The organism is Pseudorhodobacter ferrugineus DSM 5888, assembly GCF_000420745.1.
Lineage (GTDB): Bacteria > Pseudomonadota > Alphaproteobacteria > Rhodobacterales > Rhodobacteraceae > Pseudorhodobacter > Pseudorhodobacter ferrugineus.
Genome location: NZ_ATVN01000001.1, coordinates 76,604 through 101,656, shown reverse-complemented (window position 1 = coordinate 101,656; position 25,053 = coordinate 76,604). Strand labels below are relative to the sequence as shown.

The following is a 25,053-nucleotide window of genomic DNA, read 5'->3' as shown; positions in this document are numbered from 1 at the left end:
CCTTGGAACGCAAATTTGACAGTTTTGTCCTGCTCGCAGAAATGCGGACAGGCAGCAATTTCCTTGAGGCGAACCTGAACGCGATGCCCAATGTCGCCTGCAATGGCGAGGCGTTTAACCCGCATTTCATTGGCAAGCTGAACCAAGACGCGGCCTTTGGCGTGACCCTTGCGCAGCGCGAGGCCGATCCAACCACCTTACTGCGCGAAATGCGCGCGCACAGCCCTGGCTTGTCCGGTTTTCGCTATTTCCACGACCATGATCCCCGCGTTTTGCCGATCGTTCTGGCCGATCCGCGCTGCGCCAAGGTGATCCTCACCCGCAATCCGGTTGAAAGCTATGTCAGCTGGAAAATCGCTCAGGCCACCGGCCAATGGAAACTGACCCAAGCCAAGCGCCTGAAAACCGCCAAGGCGCATTTTGACGCCCCCGAATTTACCGCGCATCTGGACCAGTTGCAGGACTTTCAGCTCCGCCTGATGCACGGTTTGCAAACCAGCGGCCAAACCGCGTTTTACATTGATTACGAAGATATCAACGACACCGATGTCCTCAACGGCCTCGCGCGGTTTTTGGGGGTTACGGGCGAACTGGCCGCCCCCGACGACACGTTGAAAAAACAAAACCCCGAGGAAATCTCGGAAAAGGTCGAAAACTATGACGAAATGGTCGCCGCCTTGTCGCGGCTCGATCGTTTCAATCTTGCCCGCACGCCCAATTTCGAACCCCGCCGCGCGCCTGCAATCCCGTCTTTTCTCGCCGCAGGGGCCGCACTCTATATGCCCCTGCGTGGTGGCCCCGAGGATGCTGTGACCGAATGGCTCGCCGCCCTTGGCCCCGTCACGGCCGATTTCAGCCAGAAATCCCTGCGCCAATGGCTGCGCAAAAAACCCGCGCATCGCAGCTTTACCGTGCTGCGCCATCCCGTTGCCCGCGCCCATGCAGGATTTTGCAGCCATATCCTGACCGGCGCTTTGCCGCATATCCGCGAAGGCTTGATCAAAAGCTACAAACTCGCCTTGCCGAAAATCGGTGAGCCGATGACGCTGGATCAGCACCGCGAAGCTTTCTTGGGCTTTCTCTATTTCCTGAAACTGAATGTGGCAGGCCAAACCGGCCTGCGCATTGACCCGCGCTTTGCCAGCCAAACCGCCGTGCTGCAAGGGTTTGCGCAGTTTCAGGGCCCCGATTTGGTGCTGCGCGAAGACAGCTTGCCGATGGGCCTTGGCTTTTTGGCCGCTGAAATCGGCGTCGCCTGCCCCGCCATCCCTGCCCTGCCCGACCCGTCGCTGGACCTGTTGGCACAAATCTACGATGCCGACATCGAATCCGCTGCGCGCGATGCCTATAGCCGCGATTATATGGGTTACGGCTTTACCGACTGGCGTTAAATCAAAAATCCAGATCTGCGTAATGTGACGGTGGCGGAAACCCTGGCACCTGATCGGCCAGCAAAGGCCGGAAACTGGGCCGCGATTTTATCTTTGCGTACCAATCCTTTACGTTCGGCGACCGGTTCCAGTCCACGTCTGAAATATAATCCAGACAACTCAGGTGCGCGGCGGCAGTAAAATCGGCCAAGGTCATTTCATTGCCCGCCAGCCAGCGCCGCTGATCCAGCAACCACGCCATATAATCCAGATGATATTTGATCCGCGACGCGCCGAATTTCACCGCCTTGCTATCGGGATAGCCCAGCTTCATCACCTTCTTGTTCACCCGCTCATACAGCAGGTTCGACGTCACCTCGTCGTGGAATTTGTCATCAAACCACGCGCACAACCTGCGCACCTCAAACCGCCCAGCGGCATCACGCGGCATCAAGGCCGGCGTCGGGTTGGTCTCTTCCAAAAACTCGCAAATCGCCTGACTTTCCGTCAGCAACTTGCTGTCCATTTTCAAAATCGGCACTTTTCCAGCCGGATTGCGCCGCAGGAAATCGGCAGACGGTTCCCAGTACCGCTCTTCAACCAGCTCAACTTCCAGCTTTTTCTCGGCCAGCGTCAGCCGAACCTTGCGGCAAAACGGCGAGAGGGGGAAGTGATATAGTCGGTTCATTTCAACACAGCTTTCGACATAAAGACGTTGGGCCACTTATCTGCCAATTGGCAGAAAATTCAATCCCGCATACCGCTTATGGTTCAAAACAGGCCGATCGTCCATCACGGCGGATGGTTTCGGCCCCGTCAAGAATGGCTGCGGACCGTCTTCGCAGGTTTGATGTCGGGTTACCCGCATTCCGCCCCTTGGGATCAGGCAAAACCGCTGCCAACCTTGCGCCATGTACCGCCGTCAACTCTGCGGGTTCCACCGCAAAGTAATGCGCTGCGGCGGCTTTGACGCCAAACACACCTTCGTCAAATTCGGCAACATTCAGGTACACTTCCAAAATCCGCTGCTTGGACCACAACAGCTCCAGAACCGGCGTGATCAGCGCTTCCATCACCTTGCGCGTATAATTGCGGCCATGCCACAGGAACACGTTTTTCACGACTTGCTGGCTAAGGGTCGATGCACCGCGATTGCCGCCTTGATCAATGGCAGCCCGAATGGCCCCCATGTCAAACCCCCAATGCAGGCAAAAATTCGCATCTTCAGCCGCCACAACAGACCGCGCCACCACCGGCGCAATCTCATCCCAATCGGCCCATTCCTGGCTAACCCCGCCAAGGCGCTGGCCCTCTTGCCACATGTAAAACGTGGTGGGCGGGTTCACCACTTTGAACAGCAGCACAAGCGCCACCAAGACCGCCCCAACGGCAGCCACAGCCCGAAAGGACCAGCGCAACAGGGTGCGACGGATGGTAAAGGGTTTGGATTTAGGGGCGCGTTTAGCCATGCCCTGTTAAGCCACGAAGCCCGCGCGCGATCAAGCACCGATCGGGGCGAAAAAGGCCCAGCAGCACCGCCGCTGGGCCAATATCTGTCACTCGGCTGGCACCGCCTCACGCTCATCGCTCAGCGGGTGCGGCAAATGCACCAGCATTTCCTTGGGGCAGGCTTGCAGGAAATTCGCCCGCTCATTCGCCCAATCGTTCAGAATGGCCCGCGCCTTCAGACTTCCCGTCTCATCGGCATGGCGCTGGATCAACCCTTTCACCTGCGCCTCCCAATGCGGATGGCTGACGGCACAAGTCACAAGGCTTTCAAGGTTCATGAACTCTTCGGCAACCCCGTCTGGATCGTACAAATAGGCCATGCCCCCCGTCATCCCCGCGCCAAAGTTGGCACCGATAGACCCAAGGATAACCGCCACACCGCCGGTCATATATTCGCAACCATTGGTGCCGCAGCCTTCAATCACCACCGATGCGCCCGAATTGCGCACCGCAAAGCGTTCCCCCGCACGACCCGACGCAAACAGATTGCCCGCCGTGGCCCCGTACAAAACGGTATTGCCGATGATGGTATTTTTAGATGCCTCTAGCGGGCTGGCCATTTGCGGCCGCACCACAATTGTTGCCCCCGACAGGCCCTTGCCAACATAGTCATTGGCATCGCCGAACACTTCCAGCTTGATCCCCCGCACAGCAAAGGCACCCAAAGATTGCCCACAAGACCCCGACAGCTTCACCGTCAAATGGTCCTCTTGCAACGCATTTCGCATCCCAAACCGCTTCACGACATGGCTGGACGCCCGCGTCCCAATCGTGCGGTGCGTGTTGCGCACGGCATAAGACAGCTGCATCTTTTCGCCATCCTCAAAGAACCGCGCACCGTCTTTCACAATCTCGGCGTCCAGCGTATCCGGCACCGCATTGCGCGGCTTGGACCGATCATAGGTGATCCGGTTTGCGCCATCGACGGTGATCAACAGCGGGTTCAAATCCAGATCATCCAGATGCGCCGACCCGCGGCTCACCTGAGACAGCAAATCCGCCCGACCGATCACCTCATCCAGCGACCGCGCACCAATTTCAGCCAAAATTTCACGCACTTCTTGCGCATAGAATGTGATCAGGTTGACCACCTTATCCGCATTGCCCGTGAACTTTTTGCGCAGCTCGTCGTTTTGGGTACACACGCCCACTGGGCAAGTGTTGCTTTGGCACTGACGCACCATAATGCAGCCCATCGCGATCAGCGCGGCCGTGCCAATCCCGTATTCCTCGGCCCCCAGCATTGCCGCCATCACAATATCACGCCCCGTGCGCAAGCCACCATCGGTGCGCAAGGTCACCCGTTCGCGCAGGTTGTTCATCGACAACACCTGATGCGCCTCGGTCAGGCCCATTTCCCACGGAAGGCCCGCGTATTTGATCGACGTCGCAGGCGATGCCCCCGTGCCACCATTATGGCCGGAAATCAAAATCACATCGGCCTTGGCCTTTGCCACCCCCGCCGCAATCGTGCCAACGCCCGATGATGCCACCAGCTTGACCGTCACCTTGGCGCGCGGATTGATCTGCTTCAGGTCATAGATCAGCTGCGCCAAATCCTCGATCGAATAGATATCATGGTGCGGCGGCGGCGAAATCAGCGTCACACCCGGCGTCGAATGGCGCAACCGCGCAATCAGCGCCGTAACCTTCATCCCCGGCAACTGCCCGCCTTCACCCGGCTTGGCACCCTGCGCGACCTTAATCTCCAACTCTTCACAGGCGTTCAGATACTCGGCGGTCACGCCAAAGCGCCCCGAGGCCACCTGCTTGATTTTCGCAGACGGGTTATCGCCATTCGCTTCGGGCAGGAAATGCGCGGGGTCTTCACCGCCCTCACCACTGTCCGACTTGGCACCGATCCGGTTCATCGCGACGTTCAGCGTTTTATGCGCCTCGGGCGACAGTGCGCCCAGCGACATGCCGGGTGTCACAAACCGCTTGCGGATGGATGTGATGCTTTCCACTTCCTCAATCGGCACGGGTTTGCCAAGCGATTTGATATCCAGCAAATCGCGCAAATGGATCGGCGGGTTCGCCCGCATCGCTGCCGAATACTGCTTCCACAGATCATAGCTGGCACGGTCACAGGCCGATTGCAGCATGTGCATTGTCTGCGCTTCCCAAGCGTGCTTTTCCCCCGACCGGCGCGCTTTATAAATGCCGCCAATCGGCAACACATCCGCCCCGCCCAGCCAGCCTTTTGCGTGCACCTGCTCCAGCTTGTGCTGAATGCCCGATACGCCAATCCCCGAAATCCGGCTTTGCATCCCTGGGAAATATTCCGCCACCATCGCGCGGCTTAACCCCACCGCCTCAAAGTTCAGCCCGCCACGATAGGATGACAGCACCGAAATCCCCATCTTTGACATGATTTTCAGCAGCCCCGCGTCAATCGCATCGCGGTAACGGCGGGCGGCATCGGTCAAACTGCCGTCCAGCAGGCCGCGGTCAATGCGGTCGGCAAGGCTGTCCAGCGCCAGATAGGCGTTCACCGTGGTCGCACCACAGCCAATCAGCACGGCGAAATAATGCGGGTCAATACATTCCGCCGACCGCAGGTTCACCGAACAAAACGTCCGCAGCCCCTTGCGGGTCAACCAGCTGTGCACCGCACTCGTCGCCAAAATCATCGGCATCGCCACACGGTCAGGCCCTTGGTGCTCATCGGTCAGTACCAGATGCCCCGCCCCCGACCGCACCGCATCTTCTGCCTCGGCGCGGATACGTTCCAACCCTTTGCGCAGCGCGTCGGGTTCGGCATCGCGCACGAATGTACAATCAATCACCGAAACCGTTTCGCCAAAATGTCCCATCATCGCGTCAAATTCGGCGTTGGCCACGAACGGGCTTTCCAGCAGCAAAATCTCGGTCTGGCTGCTGTCTTCGTCCAGCACGTTTTTCAGGTTCCCAAAGCGCGTTTTCAGGCTCATCACCCGGCTTTCGCGCAAGCTGTCAATCGGCGGGTTCGTCACCTGACTAAAGTTCTGGCGGAAAAAATGCGACAGCGGGCGATAGATGCTCGACAGAACAGCGGCAGGCGTATCGTCGCCCATCGACGCGATCATTTCCTTGCCATCCTCGGCCATTGGCGCCAGCACCTGCTCCAATTCTTCCAGCGAATAGCCCGCTGCGATCTGGCGTTTGCGCAGCTCGGCCCCAGTATATCCCGCGACTTCCGGCAGATTGGTCAGAAAGTCGTCCAGCTCCACCACCTTTTCGATCCAGTCACCAAACGGCTGGGCAGCGGCCAGCTTATCCTTCAGCGGTCCGTCATGGTACAGCTTGCCCTCGGCCATATCGACCGCAATCATCTGCCCCGGCCCCAGCGCGCCCTTTTCGCGGATTGTGGTTTCGTCCACCGGCACCATGCCAGCCTCGGACCCCGCAATCAGCAACCCGTCGCCCGTCACCACATAGCGCATCGGGCGCAGACCGTTGCGGTCCAGCCCGCCGCAAACCCAGCGCCCATCGGTCATGGCCAGCGCGGCAGGCCCGTCCCACGGCTCCATCACCGCGTTGCAATAGGCGTACATATCGGCCCAAGGTTTTGGCATATCTGTCGTGGTCTTGCTCCACGCTTCGGGCACCAGCATGGTCTTGGTCATCGGCGCCGTGCGCCCCGACCGCACCATCATTTCAAACACCGCATCCAGCGCACCAGAATCAGACGCCCCTGCCGGAATGATCGGTTTGATATCCTCGGCCATGTCGCCAAAATTGTTTGACGCCATGCGAATCTCATGGCTGCGCATCCAGTTAACGTTGCCTTTCAAGGTGTTGATCTCACCATTATGGGCCAACATGCGGAACGGCTGCGCCAACCACCACTGCGGGAATGTGTTGGTCGAATAGCGCTGGTGATAAATCGCGAACGCACTCTCAAACCGTTCATCCATCAGGTCGGGATAGAAAACCGCCACCTGTTCGGCCAACATCATGCCTTTGTAAATGATCGACCGGCACGACAGGCTGCACAAATACAGCCCCGCAATCTGCGCCGCCGCTGCCGCTTTTTCGATCCGGCGGCGTATGATATACAGCTCGCGCTCAAACTGTTCCTGATCAATATCCTTGTCACAACGGATCAGGATTTGCTCAATCTCGGGGCGCGTCGCATTGGCCTTTTCGCCCAGCACGGTCGTGTCCACAGGCACATGCCGCCAACCGTAAATATAATGGCCCATCCGCAGCACTTCGGTTTCCACGATGGTCCGGCAGCGTTCCTGCGCGCCAAAATCGGTGCGTGGCAAAAACACCTGCCCCACCGCGATCAGCTTGTTCAAATCCGGCTCATGGCCCGTGCGGCGCACTTGGTCATAGAAAAACTTGACCGGAATCTGCACATGAATGCCTGCGCCATCTCCGGTTTTGCCATCGGCATCTACCGCCCCACGGTGCCAAATGGCCTTCAGCGCGTTGATCCCATGTTCAACCACCTTGCGGCTCGGCTTGCCCGAAATCGAAACGACCAAACCCACGCCACAGGATGCATGCTCATCCTCGGCCTTATACAGGCTGTGCTGGTCCATATAGGCGCGCTTGGCCTCTTCATTGGCGACCCAAGCGGCGTCAAAAACGGGTGTGTTGGTCATTGGGTCACTCCTAAAGTATCGAAAGGGAAAGCGGGGCGCGCGGTCATTCCACGACGTCTCCGGTTAAATCTGCCATCATGCGGGCGTAAACCTCGTTCGGGGTCATCGTCCACGGATAGGCCTCGGCGCGGTCAAACGCATCGCGCCAAATGTTGTAGGTCTCGTCGAACAGCTCGTGGTCCACATAGAACGGGTCGGCCTCTTGGAACTCGGCATCCATCACGTTGCTGGCCCAAAACGGCGCGTGCGAAATCAGCGGCGCATCATCATCAGCCGCCTTTATCATCACACTCATCACAGGCTCGGCCGCGCCGTCCAAATCCTCGGGCAAATCCAAGCGGCCAATCCAGACAATCACCGGGTCAAACTCATCGCTCAGGCAAGTATAGAACTCACCCAGTTCCAGCTCATTTTCCATAAGCGGCCTCGGTCGCATAGCCGCTCAACACCGCATCACATTCAAACAGGGGCTCGGTGCTGAAAAACCCCGCCTCACCCGGAAAGATAAACTGCAACGGGCTGCCATCCATCGGCACAAACCCGCTACCACCATCCCATTCCGTAGGTCCGGCAAAGAACAGCCGCCAATCGGGGTTCACAAATTCATTGCCACGCTGCTTGCTGGTGGTCCCGTCCGATTTGTCCTCGGTAAATTCAAATTCGGTCTGCGACAGGGTTATACCGTCAATCACCACGGTTTTTCCGGTCAAACGGTCAAAGCCGCGCACACTGCTCGACTCGCCATTATCGCGCGACAGGTTAAACGCAAACGTGTCCAAACCGCCCAACAACTCGGTAAACGACGCCGGATCTTCGGCACCGTCGTCCAGCGTTTGCCGCACCATCGGGTTCATCTCGATGCTTTCCACCCATTGCGCCTCGGCATTGGTGCGGCTGGCAAAAAACAAACCCTCTTGGTCAAAATCGGTGCGCCACTGGTCACCCGCCGCATCTTGGGTGCAGGTGTAATAGTTCGAAACGCGGCAGGCGCGCGACTGCACGGTCAACCAACCCGTACACCCAGCAGGCGGCGTAAACGCCCCCGCAGCCGCAGGCGGCACAAACGGCCCCGCACCCAAGGCGATCAGGGAAAAGATGAATAGTTTCCTCACACTGCGTCCCTCTCGGATCGGGTCAACACCGCTGACCCATGCAAAAATTTCGTCACCGCAAACGTCTGTACAAATGGCATACGCATGGCATACGCGTTGCATACACCCGTTTTTGCCTATTCCGCCGCCACGGCCGCGCCCTGCGCCATATACGCCAGCATCGCATCCGCCGCTTCACGCCCATCGCGAATGGCCCAAACCACAAGGCTCGCACCGCGCACAATATCGCCCACAGCATAGACACCGGCCATGTTGGTCGCATGGGTTTTGAAATCCGCCCTGATCGTGCCCCAGCGCGTCACGCCCAGCTCTGGCTGATCCCACAGCGCAGGCAGCGCCTCGGGTTCAAACCCCAGCGCCATGATCACCAGATCGGCAGGTTCCACATAATCGGCCCCTTCAATCAGTTCCGGCATCTGGCGACCCGATGCATCCGGCGCACCCAGACGCATCTTTTGCACCATAACGCCGTCAACTGTGGTTCCGCCCGTGAATCCCTTTGGCGCAGAAAGCCAAACAAATTCAACGCCTTCTTCCTCGGCGTTCTGGGTTTCACGCTGGCTGCCCGGCATGTTCGCGCGATCACGGCGGTACAGGCATTTCACCGATGTCGCCCCTTCGCGAATGGCCGTGCGCACACAGTCCATCGCCGTGTCGCCACCACCAATCACCACAACCCGCTTGCCCGCCGCGTTCAGCGTGCCGTTGTCATACTCCGGCACCTCATCGCCAAAACTTTTGCGGTTGCTGGCGGTCAAAAATTCCAGCGCAGGCACAATCCCTTTTGCGCCCACACCCGGCACCGGCAAATCGCGCGCCTTGTACACGCCGGTCGCAATCAGCACCGCATCATGTTGCCCGCGGATCGCATCAAACGTCAAATCCTTGCCCACTGTGCAGTTCAACACAAACTGCACGCCGCCCGCTTCCAACTGCTCAATGCGTTGCATTACAACGTCTTTTTCCAGCTTAAAGCTCGGGATGCCATAGGTCATCAACCCGCCCGCGCGGTCATACGTGTCATACACCGTGACCTGCACGCCTTTGCGCCGCAGCACATCCGCCGCCGAAAGGCCCCCCGGTCCCGCACCAATAATCCCCACGCTTTCCGCCCGTTCCCGCGCAGGTTTGATCGGCTTGACCCAACCCATTTCCCACGCTGTATCGGTCAGGTATTTCTCGATCGACCCAATCGTCACCGTGCCGTGGCCCGACTGTTCGATCACGCAATTGCCTTCGCACAAACGGTCTTGCGGGCAAATCCGGCCACAAATCTCGGGGAAGGTGTTGGTGGCTTGTGACAGCTCATAAGCCTCTTGCAACCGCCCCTCGGCGGTCAGGCGCAGCCAGTCGGGGATGTTGTTGTGCAGCGGGCAATGCGTCTGGCAAAACGGCACGCCACACTGGCTGCACCGGCTCGATTGCTCGGCGGCTTTATCGGCTGCGTACTCGCGGTAAATCTCATGGAAATCTTGGGCGCGTAGGTTCGGCGGGCGCTTTTCCGGCATCTCGCGCGCAACATTCACAAAGCGGAGCATCCGTTCCTTGGCCATAATGGCGCCTCCCTGACGGTCGTGATTAGAAGGCTTTCATACTGCGACTGGAAATTGAATAAAAGGTAGCAATGCTGACCTAAATGTCGGTATTTTGAACGGAAGGTAAGCGTTGCTGCCTTTTTCTGGTAAAAATAGGTCAGTATTAATTACCTAATTCATCAATACCCCAATGAAAGCGCGGCCAAAGCCACCACCCCCACAATGATTCGCCACCATCCAAACAGCGCATAGCCGTGGCGGCTGACATATCCCAACAGCCAACGCACAACCAAAACGGCAGAAATAAAGGCCGCAACAAACCCTATGGCGATTTCATTCACCGCCCCCGCGTCCAGCACATCGCGGTTCTTATACAGGTCATAGGCAAATGCCCCCGCCATCGTCGGCATCGACAGAAAGAACGAAAACTCGGCCGCTGCCCGCTTGTTCGCCCCCAACATCAGCGCACCAACAATCGTAGCCCCCGACCGCGACACACCCGGAATCATCGCAAGGCATTGAATAAAACCGATTTTCAGCGCCATCCCAAGCGGCAGTTTCATCGCATCGTCATAGCGCGGCGGTGGTGCCAAACGGTCAACGAACACAAGCACAATACCGCCCAGAATAAGCATAACCGCAATCAAACGCGGGCTTTCAAACAGCACCGTTTTGATAAAATCATGCGCCATAACACCGATAAACACAGCAGGCAAAAACGCGATCAAAACCGACAAAATCGTCTGTCGCGCCTCGGCACTATGGGGCGCATCGCGAAAAATGGCCCAAAGTTTGGCCGCGTAAACCGACAAAACCGCCAACACTGCGCCAAGCTGAATAACCACCTCGAACGTCTTGCCCGAACTTTCAAAACCAATGAAATGCCCCGCCAACAGGATATGCCCTGTAGACGAGACCGGAATGAACTCGGTTAGCCCTTCAAGGACCCCCAGAAACAGGGCTGCAAGCGTGGTATCCGCCATGGCAGACCTCTTCTAGGTTTCAGATTTTACGTAGGTTTTTGGCGCTGTCTTTGATCGCAGCATATTGCCCCGATGCGCGGTACCGCCACAGATATTCGGGCAAAACCGACTCCATCGTCACAGGCGTAATGCCCAGATCGGCAAAGGTTTTTGCGCCATCAGACACCACGTTATCGCTGCGCAGGCTCTTTACCTGATCGCGCGTCAACACGCCGTTCGAAATAAGACCGCCTGTCGCAAAGGACAAAAAGTCAAAGCCCGCCGCCATGACATTTGCAAAGATAAACGGGATATTAACAACCAACCTACTGCGCTGAATAACGGCCAGCATCTGCTTCATCAAATCACGGAAGGTCGCCACATCCGGCCCGCCCAGCTCATACACGCCGGGGGCTGCGGTACCCGTAGCACCCATAACCGCAGCCTTTGCCACATCATCAACGAAAACTGGCTGAAAACGGGTACTTGCACCAACAACGGGCAAAATTGGCCCCATCCGCGACATGCCCGCAAAGCGGTTGAAAAACCCGTCTTCCGTTCCGAAAACAACAGATGGCCGCAGAATAACGGCGCTTGGAAACGCTGCCAGAACAGCTGCTTCGCCTTTTGCCTTTGTGCGGGAATAGGCGCTTGCAGACTCAACATCCGCCCCGATGGACGAGATTTGAACAAGCTGTGCAACCGCTTCTTCAGCTGCCAAACGCGCAATCCGACCAGCCCCTTCGGCCTGAACGGCCTCAAAGTTGTTCTTGCCGCCTTTGTCAAAGGTGCCCACGCAGTTTACCACCGCATCCGCCCCAACCAATGCACGGCGCACCGACGCATCATCGCGAATATTGCACAAAACAGGCTCGACTTGGCCAACAGCGCCATAAGTTTTGACAAACAACGCCTCATTGGGGCGCCGGACTGCCACGCGCACACGCCATCCCGCCTGCGCCATCCGCCGCGCGATATATCGCCCGACAAACCCCGAACCGCCATAGATTGTGACCAGTTTGCTCATCCGTCTTGCCTCCATTTGGAAAGCTTTTCGCTTGCATGCCTGCATATCCTTCTGCGCCCGTTCAAACAAGCAACAAAAGGCTGCACGATTTTTGTTTATCCCCCGTTGACAGTCCCGCAGGGCCGCTTTACATCGCCTTCACTACAAAGGCCCAGGTGGCGGAATTGGTAGACGCGCACGGTTCAGGTCCGTGTGCCGCAAGGTGTGGAGGTTCGAGTCCTCTCCTGGGCACCATTCGCCTTTTGATATGCTTGCATATCAATAAGTTAGCGACAAAAAACTGTCCCACTTTCATCAAAACCTGTAGAAAGTGGGACAGTTTTGTTCTCTCATTGGTCCTGCTGATCAGCTCCCCTACCGGATCCGAAATCCGTTTGAGATGGATGCCAACAGCCACTAGCTATCCTGCCGCGAAAGATCAGAGATCAGGACGTCCTTTACGACTTCACCCATAATGTTCTGCGCGCTTTCCGTTAGCGCGCGCCTCAGAACGATAAGGTTTGCTCCATCCGTAAACACGCCCTTAAATCCACCAGCATTTGCATGATCAAACATTATCTGGAGCATTGCATCGCGCAGTTTTGGTTCTTGAGAGAATATAGCCTCAGTAGCTCCCAAGGTGACCTCGACATTCAATGACATGATCACCAAAGCTGCTACCCGCCCTTTTTCAACAACAGGGATCACAAACTGATTGTTAAGTTTGACAAACTCTGAAACAGCGGGCACTTCTTCGGATGTGCTTGCCTCGGCTTCAACATGTTCGTCTGCTGGACGCAAAAAGAGGCCTGCACCAAGACCTGCGCCGAGGCCAACCAGAATGAGAAGGATTGGTAGGATTTTTGCTATCATGACAATCAGAATGGTAAAACGGTGTCGGTAATTTGTTGACCGTAACGTGGTTGCTGCACGTCTGAAATCTGCCCACGCCCGCCATAAGCTATCCTGGCACCTGCGATCCGGTCATAGGTGATCTCATTCTGCCGTGATATGTCTGCTGGCCGAACATATCCCGTAACGATGAGTTCACGTAGTTCAAAGTTCACGCGAACCTCCTGTTGCCCTTCGATGCGCAAGACACCGTTCGGTAATTCTTCAACGACGGTTGCCGCAACCCTTAGCGTCAGCTTTTCATTTCTCTGGACCGACCCTTGGCCGGCAAAGGTTGAATCCGACGATGTCGACACAGCATTTGCCATGGATGCCCCCGTTGGTAGCTTTTCGTCCAATCGCTGTGGTATTCCAAACAATTCCGGCACGGCCATGCTTTGTGATCCCGTTCTGCTGCGCCCTGAAGAATTTGAAATCTCGGCTTTGTCATCAATCTGGATGACAACCGTTAAGATATCGCCGCGTTGACCGGCTCGCCGGTCCCCAAATAAAGATCCACTTTTAGCAGTCCACAAAGACGATGCCTCCGTCGGGCCCGATGGTTCCGCAAACTCTGGAACCGGCGTCGAGTACATCGCGTGATGCTGAAAACTACCTTCGATCGGCGAAAATGAAGGCGCTTTGCCCACATCGCCAAGCTTGGAACAGGCTGGTATCAGCAAAATAGCCAAGAATAAAAACCGCATCATTTCAGTCCTTAAGGATTTGAGCCAACGCGCAAAGAGCCATCGCCCAACACTTGCGCCGCAAGAACAGCCCGCGAGGACAGGTTCATCACTTGAATAACATCCCCCACACCACCGCGGGCCAGCGCCCGCCCTTCGGTCGTGATACCCAAACCACCGGCGCTATAGATCAATGTTATAAGCTGGTTGCGCTCCACTAACGCAGGCGGGCCGACATCTCCGATCCGAATGGCACGCCCGGGATAGAGCGTGACACGCGCCTCAAGCCCCACAGCGTCACCCGAACTGGTCAAAGCACCCGGAATCTCCGCTGCAACAAGCGTGACATCTGCATCCGATAAGAGTGTCTGCGCACGCACGATACGTGTGGCGATCAGGCTCTCTGGAAACGCCGGAGAGGCTAGAATGACAAACAACATGAAAAGTCGCATCATCAACGCAGCTGCGTGGTTGCCGACAGCATTTGATCTGCGGCGGTGATGACTTTTGCATTCAGCTCATAACCACGCTGTGCCTTGATAAGTTCAGTGACTTCACGCACGGCATCGACCGAGCTTTCCTCGAGATAGCCCTGACGCAACGTTCCCAGACCATCCTGCCCCGCTGTCCCTTGCGATGGTGGACCAGAGGCCGGCGTTTCTATGAAGAGGTTCGACCCAATTGCTTCAAGCCCTTTGTCATTGGTGAAACCGGTCAAAGAAAGTTGGCCCAAAAGCTGCGGCTGCGTTTGCGTGTTGAAATAGGCGTAAACTTCGCCCTGTGCATTGATGGACAAGCTGGTCGCATCGGATGGGATCGTGATGCCTGGGTTCACTTGAAACCCTTCTGCGTTCACAATTAACCCGTCCCCCGTTCGCTTTAACCCGCCATCACGGGTATAGCCCGTCGCACCGGACGGCAGCGTAACCTCTAGATATCCTTTACCTTCAATCGCCACATCCAGATCTCCGCCGGTTGCTGACAATGAGCCCTGCGCCAAGACGACCGAAACGGCGGATGCCCTGACACCCAAACCCAATTGAACGCCGGTTGGCAGCATAGATCCATCTTGAGCCGACACCGTACCGGGCCGCGCAAGCTGTTGATAATGCAAGTCAGCAAACTCTGCTCGGCGCGTATTATAACCTGTTGTCGACATATTCGCGAGGTTGTTGGACACAACATCGACCCGCATCTGTTGGGCCGCCATCCCGCTTGCCGCAATTTGTAACGCTTTCATTCGACTCTCCTATCGGCCAAGGGTTTGGATTACGCCGCGCATGCGTTCATCCTCTTTTTCAAGAAAACCTTGTCCCATCTCATAGGCGCGCTGGACTTCGATCATCCGTGCAATTTCAGAAATTGGGTTTACATTGCTTTCCTCGACAAACCCCTGAAGAAGTGTGGTTGCCTCGGCTGGCTCCACCGCTTCACTTGTGAAAATAGTGCCCCCCGCGTGAGTCATTTTCAGCGGGTCACTTGGCTGCCATAGACCAATTTGTGCCAGCGGTTGGCCATTGCCGGACAAAGTGCCATCGGGCGAAAGTGCTACTCCAGTTACATCAGGCGGCACAAAGATCGGGGCGCCGCCCGCGTCAAGCAAACGATGCTCATCGGGGTTTACAAGTTCGCCTTCGGCATTGGGCATAAAGCTGCCCGCACGCGTCAGGGCTTGGCCTTGCGGGGTTTCAATCAGGAAAAAGCCTTCGCCCTGAATAGCAAAGTCAAACGTGCCGCCGGTTTGCGACAGGCCCGCCTGCCGCAAATCCATATGCCGTGCATTGCCAAGCGCCATAGACAATGACGGCCCGCCTTCCATCCGCTTGACATATTCCGAAAAAACCACGCCTTCGCGGCGAAACCCCGTTGTCGAGATATTCGCAATATTATGGGCAACCACTTGCATCTCGCGCATCAAACCCGATTGCCGTGTCAGCGTTGTATAAATCCCAGCTTCCATCACGAACCTCCAGCAATCAAAGGGATAATGCGGTCAGTAAAAAAACTGATGAGGGTAGAGGTCATGAAGCTCATTGAGACCCAGAACACCACGAGCATTGCCCCCACTTTAGGGACAAAGGTCAGGGTCATTTCTTGCACCGAGGTCAGCGCCTGAAACAGGCCAACTGTCACGCCCGCGATCAAGGCAATCGCCAAAAGCGGGGCCGACATCATCACGGCCACCCATAGCCCCTGACGCAAGGTATCAAAAATGATCCCTTCCGTCATACCGGCATCCGAAGGATTTCCTGATACGCCTCAACCACCTTGTCGCGTACGGTCACCACGGTTTCAATCGCGGTTTCGGTTGCGGCAAGGGCTTGGACCAACGCGTGCGGATCGGCATCACCAACCATCGCGGCTTTGGCGGTCGCCTCTCCGTTCATCAGAGTGGTCGCAAAGTTCTCGGCAAGTTTTGCAAACCCCGTCGCAGCGCTGTCAGACTGTGGCTCTGGGGCCGCAGCCTGACGGGCCTGCGCATAGGTTTGTGCTGCAATAGACGATTTAATATCCATTCTGGATCTCCTTTATCTGCGCAAAATTTCAAACAAGCTCTGCGTCATTTGACGCGCCTGATCGAATAGTCTGAGGTTCGCCTCATAGCTGCGCTGCGCTTCGCGCGCGTCAGCAATTTCGATCACCAGATCGACATTCGAGCCGTCATAGTGACCGGATGGGTCTGCCAGCGGGTGGCCGGGGTCATAGATTTGGGTCAATTCGCTGCGGTCAAGCCGGACGGGGCCAGCGGCAACACCATTGCCATCCACGGCATCCCGAAAGCTGATGGTTTTGCGGTGATATCCGGGCGTGTCCGCATTGGCGATGTTCTCGGATACATGCCGCAGACGTTGGGCCTGCGCTTCCATTCCAGACGCCGCAATCGACAGGCTATTGATAAGGTCGGCCATGATCTACCGCCCCCGCCCAAGCGCCAGCTTCATAATATCTGACGTGGCTCGGTAAATCGAAAGCGCCATATCATGCTGTTGGCGCACCTCGGCGGCTTTCACCATCTCACGCTCAAGCGAAACAGAGTTACCGTTGGGGGCGTCAGACGCGCGCATGACCACCGCCTCAAGAGGCAGCGCACCACCTGCGCCCAAATGGCCGGCCCGCGTTACCCGCAACCCTTGGCCTGTTTCATCCGCATATGTTTTGGCAAAGTCCGGCAGGTCCCGAGCCTTATACCCCGGGTTGTCTGCATGCGCGACATTCTGGGCAATCACACCCATCCGTGTGCCCGCATGGGCCGCCATAGCCTGCGCCATTCTGGTGATCTCTAGTTTTTCGAACATCGGGGCTTCTCCCTCGAGTGCAGTTCACTAAGGCTTAAGGGTGATTCCTTTAGAAAGGGTAAGCGTGAACAGAAGAGGAACCGAATGAACGATATTTTTGAAAGCCTGCGCAGCCGGATTTCGCAAATCAACGTCATCAAACAGGTCGGGCGCATTGTCGAACTGACTGGCGGCACGCTGAAGATTTCCGGCCTTTCTCAAGGGGCTAGCCTTGGCGACAGGGTCCTTATCCACAGCGAAGGGAACCAAATAGGCGGCGAAATTTTGCGACTCTCCAAAACCGGCGTCACGGTTCTTCAAGACGGGTCCGGCGAAGGTTTGGCAATCAACGACTCCGTCGAAATTGTGGGGAGGGCCGAGATTGCGCCCGACAACAGCTGGATTGGGCGAATCATCGACCCCTTCGGTAAACCGATTGACGGACGCCCCCTGATGCCTGGACCAACCGTTCGGTCCCTTAGGGGCGCCCCACCTGCGCCTGCATCACGCCGAACGCTGGGCGAAAGGTTGGAAACCGGAACAGCCGTATTCAATACTTTGCTGCCGCTCGTGCGTGGCCAACGTATTGGCCTCTTTGCAGGATCGGGCGTTGGCAAATCCTCCCTTTTGGGAAAATTTGCACGTGGCGTGAATGCAGACGTCGTGGTGATCGCATTGGTCGGCGAACGTGGCCGTGAATTGCGCGAATTCACTGAACGTATTTTAGGCCAGCAAGGCATGGCGCGCGCCGTGGTTGTTACCGCCACGTCGGACCAATCCCCCCTTGTCCGCCGACGCTGCATGTGGACTGCAATGGCAGTGGCCGAACATTTTCGCGACCAAGGCCTACATGTCCTGCTTTTGGCCGACAGCATCACCCGTTTTGCCGAAGCCCATCGTGAGGTCGCATTAGCCGCGGGCGAGCAAGGCAATCTGCGCGGCTTTCCACCGTCAACATCGCATACGATCATGTCTTTGGCCGAGCGGGCAGGACCGGGCGCTGAAGGCTCTGGCGATATTACGGCGGTGTTTACGGTTTTGGTGGCAGGATCAGATATGGATGAACCGGTGGCTGACATCTTGCGCGGGGTCCTAGACGGTCACGTCGTCATGGATCGCAGCATTGCCGAACGTGGACGATTTCCAGCGATTGATTTGCTGCGCTCTGTCTCGCGCAGTTTGCCGGATGCTGCGAACACAGATGAGAATGCCCTGATTGCAGAAACTCGGCGCTTGCTGGGCGCCTATGAACGCGCCGAAATGATGATACAGGCCGGGTTATATGCAACAGGGTCTGACCCGTCGGTTGACGCTGCAATCAAGGTTTGGTCGGCGCTTGACGGCTTTTTAGCCGAAGACGCGCCTGCGGGTATCACTGACAGCTTCAAGCGGCTTGACGCCTGCCTTGCTTTGGCGCGCAGATAGCGCGCCACCTCATCGCGCGCGTTGCAGCAACGTCAGCGCAATTGCACCCGGTGAAGTTGCTGAAAAACTGGCCAACGCCTCACTACGAACCAGAAACTTGCGCACAAGCTCGTCAACTTTCTTGAGGTCACTGAATTGCGAAACCTCGGCACTACCAAAGGATTGTGACGCTTTGTCCTTAAGCGTTGCCAGTTGCTGGTCAAGGTCAATAGACGAAAAGCGGCTTGGCAGCCCCAAGGCCCCCTCGAACACTTTGCGCAATGGCCCGCTGCCCATGATTGTAAACCATTTTGTATCATTGCTGACGTCCCGCGCGGACAGCGTTTTCAACTCACGCTCGGCGTTCAGGGCCAGTCGCATGTTTTCGTCCTTTTCACCAACCGCCGCCTCGAACTGGCGCGCGCGATACGCCTCTAGCGTTTTGTCGGCAAAATCCGAAAGCTGGGTGCTGGGGATGGCATAGTCGCCAAACCCGAACCCGGACGAAAAAGCGCGGTACTGCTTGTCCGCCAATCGGTTTGCCAAAGCACCACTGTCCAAAGTGCCCTCTTCCAGCACTTTTTTGATAAAATATCGGTTGTCGATGTCGGCTTCCAACCCGTAGGCCCCCAAAGCCACGGTCAAAAGCCTGCGATCCGACACCAGCGCCTCGGCGGTTTTGACAGACCCGATCTTGGCGCGAAAATAGTCTTCATCCCGCGCGAGCGTGGGCGCTGCTTGAAAAGCTTCTTTCTGGGCGGGCATGGTCCGTTTTAAAAACGCCCACCCAGAATAGCCCGAGAATGGAACAATCGGCGAGAAACTCATGATGGGCAGGCGGCAAATAGCCGCTCTTCACGCGGCAACAGGCTACGTAACGCCTTCAAAGCTTGATAGTGATTGTCCTCCAGCACGCTGGCTGTAGCCTGATTTAATTGCAAACGGCTATCATGATCGGTCAGCACCTGGCTCAATTGTTCGATCCCGCGCAACAGTTGCAGCTTGGCATCACCCGGATCTGCATCCCCCGACAGCACCAGCTGTGCGATATAACAGACGCGACGCACGGGCGTTGTCACCTCTTCGGGGTGGATCGCATCGCGCAACCGCAAGATATTCGCGTTTGGCGTCATGACCGCCAGTTTTGACCGCCGATCACCGTTTTCGATAACGGCCCCGTTGATCAATACACGCTCATGTGGACCCAGTTTCAAAACAAGACCGGTCATGGTTCACCACCCTGGCCGCGCAACCCGCGCATCACAGCAGTATTGATATCGACCAAAACCTCTGCGCTTGCGGTGCCGTCCAACACCTTGCGGCTGTGATCGGTCGTAAATTCATATAGATAGAAAAGCTGTGCCCGCAAAGGTGAGGGCAGCTCGTTGCCGATGTCGGCAACATCCACCGCCAGCGTGCGCCACATTTTTCCATTGTCGTGCAATGCACTGACCAGGCCAGCAAAATTTTGCTCGCGGTGCGACCAGGCCATCGACAAGGCACGGGTCATCCGTGCGAAGAGTTCGTATTCTGTTGCGCGCGGGTTTCGGGCCGGCGCATCGGCACGTGCATAAGCATCGCGCGCAAGTGTATTCATCATATTCACAGCAGGTCCTTCCGGTGTGGTGGAAAATCAGCAAAGCGACCGGGGCGCACACTCAAGGCGCCCCGGCCAGCCGGAAATTACCGGAACAGTGACAAGATCGACTGCGGCGACTGATTCGCAATTGACAAAGCCTGAACCCCAAGCTGCTGTTGCACCTGCAATGCCTGCAAGCGTGCAGACGTTTCTTCCATATCAGCATCAACCATAGAACCGATACCAGACTTCAGTGCATCCGACAGGTTACTGATAAAATCGGACTGAATATCAATCCGCTTTTGTGCCGAACCAAAGGCTGCTGCCGCATCAATGGACGCACCAATCATGGTCTCGATGTTGGACAGCGCCGCTTTTGCTCCGTCATTCGTGGTCACATCGATTGCATCCAGACCAAACAACCCGCCCGATGCTTCACCGCCTTTTGTCACCTCCAAGGTAAGGGCCCGTGAACCAGTTGCATCATCCACAGCCAAGGACCATGCCCCTGTGGTTGTGTTCTGTTGCACCGCCGTTTTGATACCCGTTGTTGCCTCTGAATCGATCGCCGTCTTCAGGCCACGGGCAATATCCTCCATCGTTTCGCCCTTGCCGGCGGTATAGGTGTAGGTCTTGCCTGCAATACCAACGGTAAAGCTGTCACCATTCACCGGTGCGGCCGTGGTTGAAAAATCAACCGTCTCCGCCCGCTGTTCCACGACCGAGTTGGCAGCGTTATGGGCAAAGCCGTTGACGTTGCCATAGGTCAGCTGCGCGCCCTGAACCGCCACTTCCATACTTTCAAAGGCATTGGTGTTGGAAATGGTCAACGTCCCTGTCGCTGCCGTTGCCGTGATCCCTTCAAGGCCCAGCGCATTCACGGCACCCGCAAAAAAATCTGCCATTGCCGTGTTCGTCACGATACCATCAGTCGTATAATTGATGGCCGTCCCATTGATATTCATCGAAAAGTTGTTGCCGGTTGGTGTCGCCGCAGAAACGGTGATCGTCGCATTCTTGCCCGCAGCTGCCGTCGTCGTGCCTGTAATTGCAGGGGTTGGCGTGGCCGATGGCCCTGCAATCGATCCATAGGAAATGGTGGCCGCTGCCGTGTTGCCTTTCTTGCCTGCACCTGTCGACAAATCCTGCCGGTTCACAGTGATCTGCGACGCTGTCACGCTCCCCCCGCCGGAACGATCCAGCGACGACAGAATGCTGACATCCTCCGTTCCATTTACCATGTTCAGGCCGTTGAACTGTGCCGCCCCGGTAACCGATTTTATCTGGTCACGCAGCGCCGAAATATCGGTCTGGATCTTTTCACGGTCAACGTTGCCTTCTTGGGCTGCGACAACTTTGCCTTTGATATCTGTCAGCAGTTTCGTCACAGTTTCAGATGCTTTGCGTGCAACCGAGATGGTCGAAGACCCAAGCGCCAAGCCATCCGAAATACCCGAAAACCCCTTTACATCACTTTCCATAACCTTGGAAATCGCCCAAACGGCAGCGTTATCCTTGGCGGTTGCAACAGATTTACCAGTCGAAATCTCGTTCTGGATCTGACCCATATTCTTGTTGATGCCTTTCAGCGTCTGCAAGGCCACCATTGCACTGTTATTCGTCAAAATCGAAGACATATTGTGTCCCTTCAAAAGGCCGGCGCTTTGCGCACGGCAGAGAAGCCATCCACAGATGGCAAGAGGGGCATTTTGCCATTGCCTTTGGCATTTCGGCCAAGGCGCCACCCCACTTGGGATGCAAGACCATTGATCTACGTAAAGCGCTAACAGAATGCTAAAGTCGATATTTTTGAACAAAAACAATCACGTGCATTTTACCAAAACACGTAACAAATTTTCCTACAATCGGGTCTTCAACGAACCATCCGGCATTCCGATTTTGCGGGTTTTCCCCGCGTTGTCATAGGTTTTAACCCCACCTCGGGCCGATATGATTTCAGTCAACCGCCGGCGCGCAGCTCGAACGCCTCGACCCGCCGCTTCCAACCCAATCGCGTTGCGATGCGCAAGCGCGCGCAGGGCCTCGATCCGGCCAATGTCGGTTTCGCCCTGAATCTCGGCCAAGGCAGCATCGGTGCGCTCTGCCAAATCCCCCATCGCCGCAAGGTTTCCAGTTCGAATTGCCGCAGCCGTTTCACGAACAACCGCCTCAAGCCGGTCAAAAGCGCTTTCATTCATTTGCAATCTTATCCTCGCCCATTTCAACAAAGTCACCGCTCGACATCGCCTGAAACAACAGTTCCGTCAGGCCTATTCCACCCGCGGTCACCATCGCCTCGGCCTGTTTCTGGCGTAGAAAAGAGGAAAACTGATCCTCTCCAATTCCACCGCCAAAGCTTTCACGCGCGGCCCCCAAGCCCGCGAATCCAAGCATTTCAGCCAGAAAAGCAGTCTCCAACTGCGCCGCCTTCTCTCGAAGTGGGTTGGGCTCCTGCACACGTAGTGCGGCGGTTAATTGCGGTGGCGATATCAGGGTCATGATGGTCCTCATTAGGTTGCATTTTCTGGATTGTGGCTGATTTCAGTAAACAACCAGTAACCAGTTGCGCAGATAGTTGGGCGATGCGTGACAAGAGGCGGCAGAAGCCGGAATCAGAATGACGGGTATCGACCAGCAGGCCATTTTGCAGACTAAGGCAGCACCGCAGGGGCACGGGAAAGGTCAGCAGGACCTGACGGGTGATGGTGCTTTTCTTGTCTTTTTCGGCAAGGGTACGGCGACCGAGGTAAAAACAATCTCAGGCGCCCCAAGCATTGAATTGGAGAGGCAGCAAAACCCGCATGCGGTGACTGTCCAAGGGTCGCCACCCAATTCCCCGATGCGCGGCGTAGCCCCCCCGGGGGGGGCAGATGTCAGCGGTGGAACGCCCTCCGCGGACCACGAAACCGATGGTCACACCCGAGACTTGGCCGCAAGCATTGCGACCACCCGCCAAGACGCCGCCATGCTGCCCCTCCATGAAACGGCGGTACAAAATAATTCGGATGATGCCGCCACCCTACCAAAAAGCCAGTGGCCTCCAGCCGATGGAATCACCCTAAAGCAATTCCATACCCACAAGGCAAGTTCAGCCCTGCCGCTCACTCCTGTAACAATGGACGCGCAAAAATTTGAGCCCCCTGACTCCGTGTCGTTGGTAAACACAGCCATTTCGGCACAGATTCTTGCTCCGCTTCAGCCCGAAAAACCTGACGCTGCGCCTACCGTAATTGATGAAAGCGCCCCCCCCTTTGTTGCGCCCCTTATGGCCCAGCCATATCCGAACATGGTCCAGAAAAACCCTGACACGATCTTTGCGATGCAAGGTGACCATGCCTTGCAATTGCCTTCCAAGCTGAACCAAGCCGTATCGGCAGTCGCCCTGTATCAACTGCCAAACCAGCCTAATGTGGCGGGCTTGCTACCAGCCAACCCAGTCGCGGGCTATACCAGCACGAAGCAGGCCACCGTGATCCCAGACACGCCATCGGGCGCTTCACAGACCGTCACCCAAGGGAACAGCCTTACTGCATCTGCGGGTGCTGTTGACACAGCCACCGCTGTTAAAAACCCCAATGTTTCGGCCCAACAGGCAGGTCCGCCAGACAGAATGCCAAAAAGCGAGACGTCACCTGACACAATACAGGAACCGCCCGCAGGGCCCCCAAGAATGGTCAGCGGATCCGACCCGGCCCCCACAGCGACGATTTCAAGATATCAGACTGCGGCCTTGGTACAAGCATCGGGCTCTTCACCGCAAATGGTCTCGTTGCGACAAACCAATTCATCCGAGTCACCCTCAGGGCCCAGTTTGGCATCGCAATCCTACGCCACCTCAAACCCCGGCCAGCCCCTGCCAATCGGGGCTGCAACCGCGCCCCCCCCGACGCCAGACACGCAGCGCCCTTTGCTTAGGATCGCGCGGGCAACCCACTCCGATGGTGTGGCTTTGGCGGCGACGCAACCGATAACGATAGCAACACCGTTGGTCCAGTCAGCCACTGCCACCCTGCCACACGGTCTTGTTCCCGTCTCGGACTTGCCCCATCAAATCCGCCAACATGCCACACCTGGTAGACCGACCTCGCTGGAACTTTTCATGGCACCGGAAGAGCTGGGGAAATTACGGATTTTCATGACCCCAGATGGTGACAAAATCCGCATCGTCATTCAGGCCGAACGCCCTGAAACTATGGAATTACTGCGTCGCAACAGCGACAGCTTCAGCGCCGATCTGCGCCAATCCGGCTTTGGGGGCGCCTCATTCAGCTTTGGGGGCTGGGGCGATCCCCCGCCCAACCAAACAGCGCAGCCGCAAGACGCGTCGACCACGACTTTTATCAGCGCATCTGAACACCCACATGCGCCGATTAAGCAGTCAAAACCAAACTCATCCTCTGGCCTCGACCTACGGGTTTAATGTATCTCTCAAGAAAGAATTCCAATGGAAATCACCTCTACGCCCTTTCAATCTACAGCCCCTACGCAATCTTCGGCGAACAGCAAAATCTCGTCTGATTTTGACACCTTTCTGAAAATGCTGACCGCCCAAATCCAAAACCAAGACCCTTTGAATCCAATCGATTCGGCTGATTACGCAGTACAGCTCGCCACATTTTCCAGCGTCGAACAGCAAACCCTGACCAACAAAAAACTGGATGCGCTTGCAGGACTGATGGGCGCGCAAGGCTTGGCCCAACTCGCCCCTTGGGTCGGGCAAGAGGCGCGGAGCGCGGCACCCGTTTTCATGGATGGGACTCCAGTCACCCTATCACCCAACGCCGAAACAGGTGCCGATCGCGCGATTTTGGTGGTAAAAGATAGCGCTGGCAGCACGGTTTCCCGCGAAGATATCCCTGTGCAGGCGACCTCTTATTCCTGGACCGGAAAGGATATCACGGGCGCAGCATTGCCCAATGGCACCTACAGCCTAAGCCTTGAAAGCTATAGTGACGATGTACAAATCTCCGCCACACCCGTCGAACATTATGCGCGCATTCAAGAGGTGCAAACCAGCCCGACAGGCCCTCGCTTCATTCTGACAGGCGGCGTGTCACTGTCGGCGGAAGAGATCACCGCGCTGCGCAGCCTGAATTAATAAAGGCGCATGGGCACACTTGCCGAACCCA

27 protein-coding genes and 1 tRNA gene are annotated in these 25,053 nt (G+C 56.6%); 5 read left to right on the top strand and 23 right to left on the bottom strand.

Annotated features, from left to right (window positions below):
* The first annotated feature begins 2 nt into the window (after nt 1-2).
* Entirely contained in the window at nt 3-1,391 is a 1,389-nt protein-coding gene (locus G560_RS0100565) for a nodulation protein NodH (RefSeq protein WP_022702359.1), read from the top strand.
* Between the two features lies 1 nt (nt 1,392).
* Here G560_RS0100565 and fzlA read toward each other — a convergent pair whose 3' ends face one another.
* The 8 genes from fzlA to G560_RS0100525 all read right to left on the bottom strand — a co-directional run bounded on the left by fzlA (nt 1,393) and on the right by G560_RS0100525 (nt 12,110).
* Entirely contained in the window at nt 1,393-2,058 is a 666-nt protein-coding gene (fzlA, locus tag G560_RS0100560) for an FtsZ-binding protein FzlA (RefSeq protein WP_022702358.1), read from the bottom strand.
* 76 nt (nt 2,059-2,134) lie between these two features.
* Nucleotides 2,135-2,839 (bottom strand): monofunctional biosynthetic peptidoglycan transglycosylase, encoded by a 705-nt coding sequence (gene mtgA, locus G560_RS0100555; protein ID WP_022702357.1) that lies wholly within the window; start codon nt 2,837-2,839, stop codon nt 2,135-2,137.
* Nucleotides 2,840-2,926: 87 nt separating this feature from the next.
* On the bottom strand, nt 2,927-7,474 hold the full coding sequence (gltB, locus tag G560_RS0100550) for a glutamate synthase large subunit (RefSeq protein ID WP_022702356.1): 4,548 nt from the start codon (nt 7,472-7,474) through the stop codon (nt 2,927-2,929).
* A 43-nt stretch (nt 7,475-7,517) separates the two neighbouring features.
* Nucleotides 7,518-7,892 (bottom strand): hypothetical protein, encoded by a 375-nt coding sequence (locus G560_RS0100545; protein ID WP_022702355.1) that lies wholly within the window; start codon nt 7,890-7,892, stop codon nt 7,518-7,520.
* On the bottom strand, nt 7,882-8,586 hold the full coding sequence (locus G560_RS0100540) for a hypothetical protein (RefSeq protein WP_231575843.1): 705 nt from the start codon (nt 8,584-8,586) through the stop codon (nt 7,882-7,884). Before G560_RS0100540 ends, G560_RS0100545 begins: the two co-directional genes overlap by 11 nt.
* Nucleotides 8,587-8,702: 116 nt before the next feature.
* Nucleotides 8,703-10,139, bottom strand: a complete 1,437-nt coding sequence (locus tag G560_RS0100535) for an NAD(P)-dependent oxidoreductase (protein WP_022702353.1) — start codon at nt 10,137-10,139, stop codon at nt 8,703-8,705.
* Between the two features lie 161 nt (nt 10,140-10,300).
* Complete coding sequence (locus tag G560_RS0100530) at nt 10,301-11,104, bottom strand: undecaprenyl-diphosphate phosphatase (protein ID WP_022702352.1); 804 nt, start codon at nt 11,102-11,104, stop codon at nt 10,301-10,303.
* Between the two features lie 19 nt (nt 11,105-11,123).
* Entirely contained in the window at nt 11,124-12,110 is a 987-nt protein-coding gene (locus G560_RS0100525) for a complex I NDUFA9 subunit family protein (protein ID WP_022702351.1), read from the bottom strand.
* A 149-nt stretch (nt 12,111-12,259) separates the two neighbouring features.
* Between G560_RS0100525 and G560_RS0100520 the strand changes: the two genes are divergently transcribed.
* Nucleotides 12,260-12,344 (top strand) — tRNA-Leu (locus G560_RS0100520).
* 162 nt (nt 12,345-12,506) lie between these two features.
* Here the strand turns inward: G560_RS0100520 and G560_RS0100515 are convergent.
* From G560_RS0100515 to G560_RS0100475, 9 genes are read right to left on the bottom strand one after another with little or no spacing between them, the layout of a single operon-like run.
* Complete coding sequence (locus tag G560_RS0100515; RefSeq protein ID WP_022702350.1) at nt 12,507-12,962, bottom strand: flagellar basal body-associated protein FliL; 456 nt, start codon at nt 12,960-12,962, stop codon at nt 12,507-12,509.
* Nucleotides 12,963-12,967: 5 nt separating this feature from the next.
* Entirely contained in the window at nt 12,968-13,687 is a 720-nt protein-coding gene (flgH, locus tag G560_RS0100510) for a flagellar basal body L-ring protein FlgH (protein WP_028913564.1), read from the bottom strand.
* Nucleotides 13,688-13,698: 11 nt separating this feature from the next.
* Nucleotides 13,699-14,121: a flagellar basal body P-ring formation chaperone FlgA gene (gene flgA, locus G560_RS0100505; protein ID WP_022702348.1), complete on the bottom strand. Its 423-nt coding sequence runs from the start codon at nt 14,119-14,121 to the stop codon at nt 13,699-13,701.
* Entirely contained in the window at nt 14,121-14,906 is a 786-nt protein-coding gene (flgG, locus tag G560_RS0100500; protein ID WP_022702347.1) for a flagellar basal-body rod protein FlgG, read from the bottom strand. The genes flgA and flgG overlap by 1 nt, the downstream gene beginning before the upstream one ends.
* Before the next feature lie 9 nt (nt 14,907-14,915).
* On the bottom strand, nt 14,916-15,626 hold the full coding sequence (locus G560_RS0100495) for a flagellar hook-basal body complex protein (RefSeq protein ID WP_022702346.1): 711 nt from the start codon (nt 15,624-15,626) through the stop codon (nt 14,916-14,918).
* Nucleotides 15,626-15,895: a flagellar biosynthetic protein FliQ gene (locus tag G560_RS0100490; RefSeq protein ID WP_022702345.1), complete on the bottom strand. Its 270-nt coding sequence runs from the start codon at nt 15,893-15,895 to the stop codon at nt 15,626-15,628. The genes G560_RS0100495 and G560_RS0100490 overlap by 1 nt, the downstream gene beginning before the upstream one ends.
* Nucleotides 15,892-16,182, bottom strand: a complete 291-nt coding sequence (gene fliE / locus G560_RS0100485; RefSeq protein WP_022702344.1) for a flagellar hook-basal body complex protein FliE — start codon at nt 16,180-16,182, stop codon at nt 15,892-15,894. The genes G560_RS0100490 and fliE overlap by 4 nt, the downstream gene beginning before the upstream one ends.
* A 12-nt stretch (nt 16,183-16,194) precedes the next feature.
* The gene (flgC, locus tag G560_RS0100480; protein WP_022702343.1) at nt 16,195-16,575 is read right to left on the bottom strand and encodes a flagellar basal body rod protein FlgC; all 381 of its coding nucleotides are present in this window, start codon (nt 16,573-16,575) and stop codon (nt 16,195-16,197) included.
* A gap of 3 nt (nt 16,576-16,578) precedes the next feature.
* Nucleotides 16,579-16,962 carry a FlgB family protein gene (locus G560_RS0100475; RefSeq protein ID WP_022702342.1) on the bottom strand — a complete coding sequence of 128 codons (384 nt, stop codon included), beginning with the start codon at nt 16,960-16,962 and terminating at the stop codon, nt 16,579-16,581.
* An 84-nt stretch (nt 16,963-17,046) separates the two neighbouring features.
* Here G560_RS0100475 and G560_RS0100470 point away from each other — a divergent pair, with 84 nt between their 5' ends.
* Nucleotides 17,047-18,366 (top strand): FliI/YscN family ATPase, encoded by a 1,320-nt coding sequence (locus G560_RS0100470; RefSeq protein WP_022702341.1) that lies wholly within the window; start codon nt 17,047-17,049, stop codon nt 18,364-18,366.
* Nucleotides 18,367-18,375: 9 nt separating this feature from the next.
* Here G560_RS0100470 and G560_RS0100465 read toward each other — a convergent pair whose 3' ends face one another.
* The 6 genes from G560_RS0100465 to G560_RS0100435 form a co-directional block, all read right to left on the bottom strand.
* Entirely contained in the window at nt 18,376-19,110 is a 735-nt protein-coding gene (locus tag G560_RS0100465) for a DUF1217 domain-containing protein (protein WP_338053568.1), read from the bottom strand.
* Nucleotides 19,111-19,169: 59 nt separating this feature from the next.
* Nucleotides 19,170-19,574, bottom strand: coding sequence for a flagellar biosynthesis repressor FlbT (gene flbT / locus G560_RS0100460; RefSeq protein WP_022702339.1), 405 nt, complete (start codon nt 19,572-19,574; stop codon nt 19,170-19,172).
* Complete coding sequence (flaF, locus tag G560_RS0100455) at nt 19,571-19,945, bottom strand: flagellar biosynthesis regulator FlaF (RefSeq protein WP_022702338.1); 375 nt, start codon at nt 19,943-19,945, stop codon at nt 19,571-19,573. The genes flbT and flaF overlap by 4 nt, the downstream gene beginning before the upstream one ends.
* Nucleotides 19,946-20,028: 83 nt before the next feature.
* Nucleotides 20,029-21,561: a flagellin N-terminal helical domain-containing protein gene (locus G560_RS0100450; RefSeq protein WP_022702337.1), complete on the bottom strand. Its 1,533-nt coding sequence runs from the start codon at nt 21,559-21,561 to the stop codon at nt 20,029-20,031.
* A 222-nt stretch (nt 21,562-21,783) separates the two neighbouring features.
* Nucleotides 21,784-22,122 (bottom strand): hypothetical protein, encoded by a 339-nt coding sequence (locus tag G560_RS18145; protein ID WP_022702336.1) that lies wholly within the window; start codon nt 22,120-22,122, stop codon nt 21,784-21,786.
* Nucleotides 22,115-22,423, bottom strand: a complete 309-nt coding sequence (locus tag G560_RS0100435; RefSeq protein ID WP_028913561.1) for a rod-binding protein — start codon at nt 22,421-22,423, stop codon at nt 22,115-22,117. The genes G560_RS18145 and G560_RS0100435 overlap by 8 nt, the downstream gene beginning before the upstream one ends.
* A 1,486-nt stretch (nt 22,424-23,909) precedes the next feature.
* Between G560_RS0100435 and G560_RS21180 the strand changes: the two genes are divergently transcribed.
* Together G560_RS21180 and G560_RS0100425 are read left to right on the top strand one after the other, a co-directional pair.
* Nucleotides 23,910-24,344 carry a flagellar hook-length control protein FliK gene (locus G560_RS21180; protein WP_211215439.1) on the top strand — a complete coding sequence of 145 codons (435 nt, stop codon included), beginning with the start codon at nt 23,910-23,912 and terminating at the stop codon, nt 24,342-24,344.
* 24 nt (nt 24,345-24,368) lie between these two features.
* A complete protein-coding gene (locus G560_RS0100425; RefSeq protein WP_022702333.1) occupies nt 24,369-25,022 on the top strand; it encodes a flagellar hook capping FlgD N-terminal domain-containing protein in 654 nt (217 codons plus the stop codon).
* Nucleotides 25,023-25,053: the final 31 nt, after the last annotated feature.

Bases quoted from the DNA above. Each gene is read 5' to 3' on its own strand.
- flaF (WP_022702338.1), bottom strand. From the start codon at position 19,945: ATGATGAATACACTTGCGCGCGATGCTTATGCACGTGCCGATGCGCCG.
- gltB (WP_022702356.1), bottom strand. From the start codon at position 7,474: ATGACCAACACACCCGTTTTTGACGCCGCTTGGGTCGCCAATGAAGAG.
- flgA (WP_022702348.1), bottom strand. From the start codon at position 14,121: ATGATGCGACTTTTCATGTTGTTTGTCATTCTAGCCTCTCCGGCGTTT.
- G560_RS0100525 (WP_022702351.1), bottom strand. From the start codon at position 12,110: ATGAGCAAACTGGTCACAATCTATGGCGGTTCGGGGTTTGTCGGGCGA.
- flgH (WP_028913564.1), bottom strand. From the start codon at position 13,687: ATGCGGTTTTTATTCTTGGCTATTTTGCTGATACCAGCCTGTTCCAAG.
- mtgA (WP_022702357.1), bottom strand. From the start codon at position 2,839: ATGGCTAAACGCGCCCCTAAATCCAAACCCTTTACCATCCGTCGCACC.
- G560_RS0100490 (WP_022702345.1), bottom strand. From the start codon at position 15,895: ATGACGGAAGGGATCATTTTTGATACCTTGCGTCAGGGGCTATGGGTG.
- flgC (WP_022702343.1), bottom strand. From the start codon at position 16,575: ATGGCCGACCTTATCAATAGCCTGTCGATTGCGGCGTCTGGAATGGAA.
- fzlA (WP_022702358.1), bottom strand. From the start codon at position 2,058: ATGAACCGACTATATCACTTCCCCCTCTCGCCGTTTTGCCGCAAGGTT.
- G560_RS0100475 (WP_022702342.1), bottom strand. From the start codon at position 16,962: ATGTTCGAAAAACTAGAGATCACCAGAATGGCGCAGGCTATGGCGGCC.
- G560_RS0100495 (WP_022702346.1), bottom strand. From the start codon at position 15,626: ATGGAAGCTGGGATTTATACAACGCTGACACGGCAATCGGGTTTGATG.
- G560_RS0100535 (WP_022702353.1), bottom strand. From the start codon at position 10,139: ATGGCCAAGGAACGGATGCTCCGCTTTGTGAATGTTGCGCGCGAGATG.
- flgG (WP_022702347.1), bottom strand. From the start codon at position 14,906: ATGAAAGCGTTACAAATTGCGGCAAGCGGGATGGCGGCCCAACAGATG.
- G560_RS0100470 (WP_022702341.1), top strand. From the start codon at position 17,047: ATGAACGATATTTTTGAAAGCCTGCGCAGCCGGATTTCGCAAATCAAC.
- G560_RS0100435 (WP_028913561.1), bottom strand. From the start codon at position 22,423: ATGACCCTGATATCGCCACCGCAATTAACCGCCGCACTACGTGTGCAG.
- G560_RS18145 (WP_022702336.1), bottom strand. From the start codon at position 22,122: ATGAATGAAAGCGCTTTTGACCGGCTTGAGGCGGTTGTTCGTGAAACG.
- G560_RS0100465 (WP_338053568.1), bottom strand. From the start codon at position 19,110: ATGCCCGCCCAGAAAGAAGCTTTTCAAGCAGCGCCCACGCTCGCGCGG.
- fliE (WP_022702344.1), bottom strand. From the start codon at position 16,182: ATGGATATTAAATCGTCTATTGCAGCACAAACCTATGCGCAGGCCCGT.
- G560_RS0100545 (WP_022702355.1), bottom strand. From the start codon at position 7,892: ATGGAAAATGAGCTGGAACTGGGTGAGTTCTATACTTGCCTGAGCGAT.
- flbT (WP_022702339.1), bottom strand. From the start codon at position 19,574: ATGACCGGTCTTGTTTTGAAACTGGGTCCACATGAGCGTGTATTGATC.
- G560_RS0100425 (WP_022702333.1), top strand. From the start codon at position 24,369: ATGGAAATCACCTCTACGCCCTTTCAATCTACAGCCCCTACGCAATCT.
- G560_RS0100515 (WP_022702350.1), bottom strand. From the start codon at position 12,962: ATGATAGCAAAAATCCTACCAATCCTTCTCATTCTGGTTGGCCTCGGC.
- G560_RS0100530 (WP_022702352.1), bottom strand. From the start codon at position 11,104: ATGGCGGATACCACGCTTGCAGCCCTGTTTCTGGGGGTCCTTGAAGGG.
- G560_RS0100450 (WP_022702337.1), bottom strand. From the start codon at position 21,561: ATGTCTTCGATTTTGACGAATAACAGTGCAATGGTGGCCTTGCAGACG.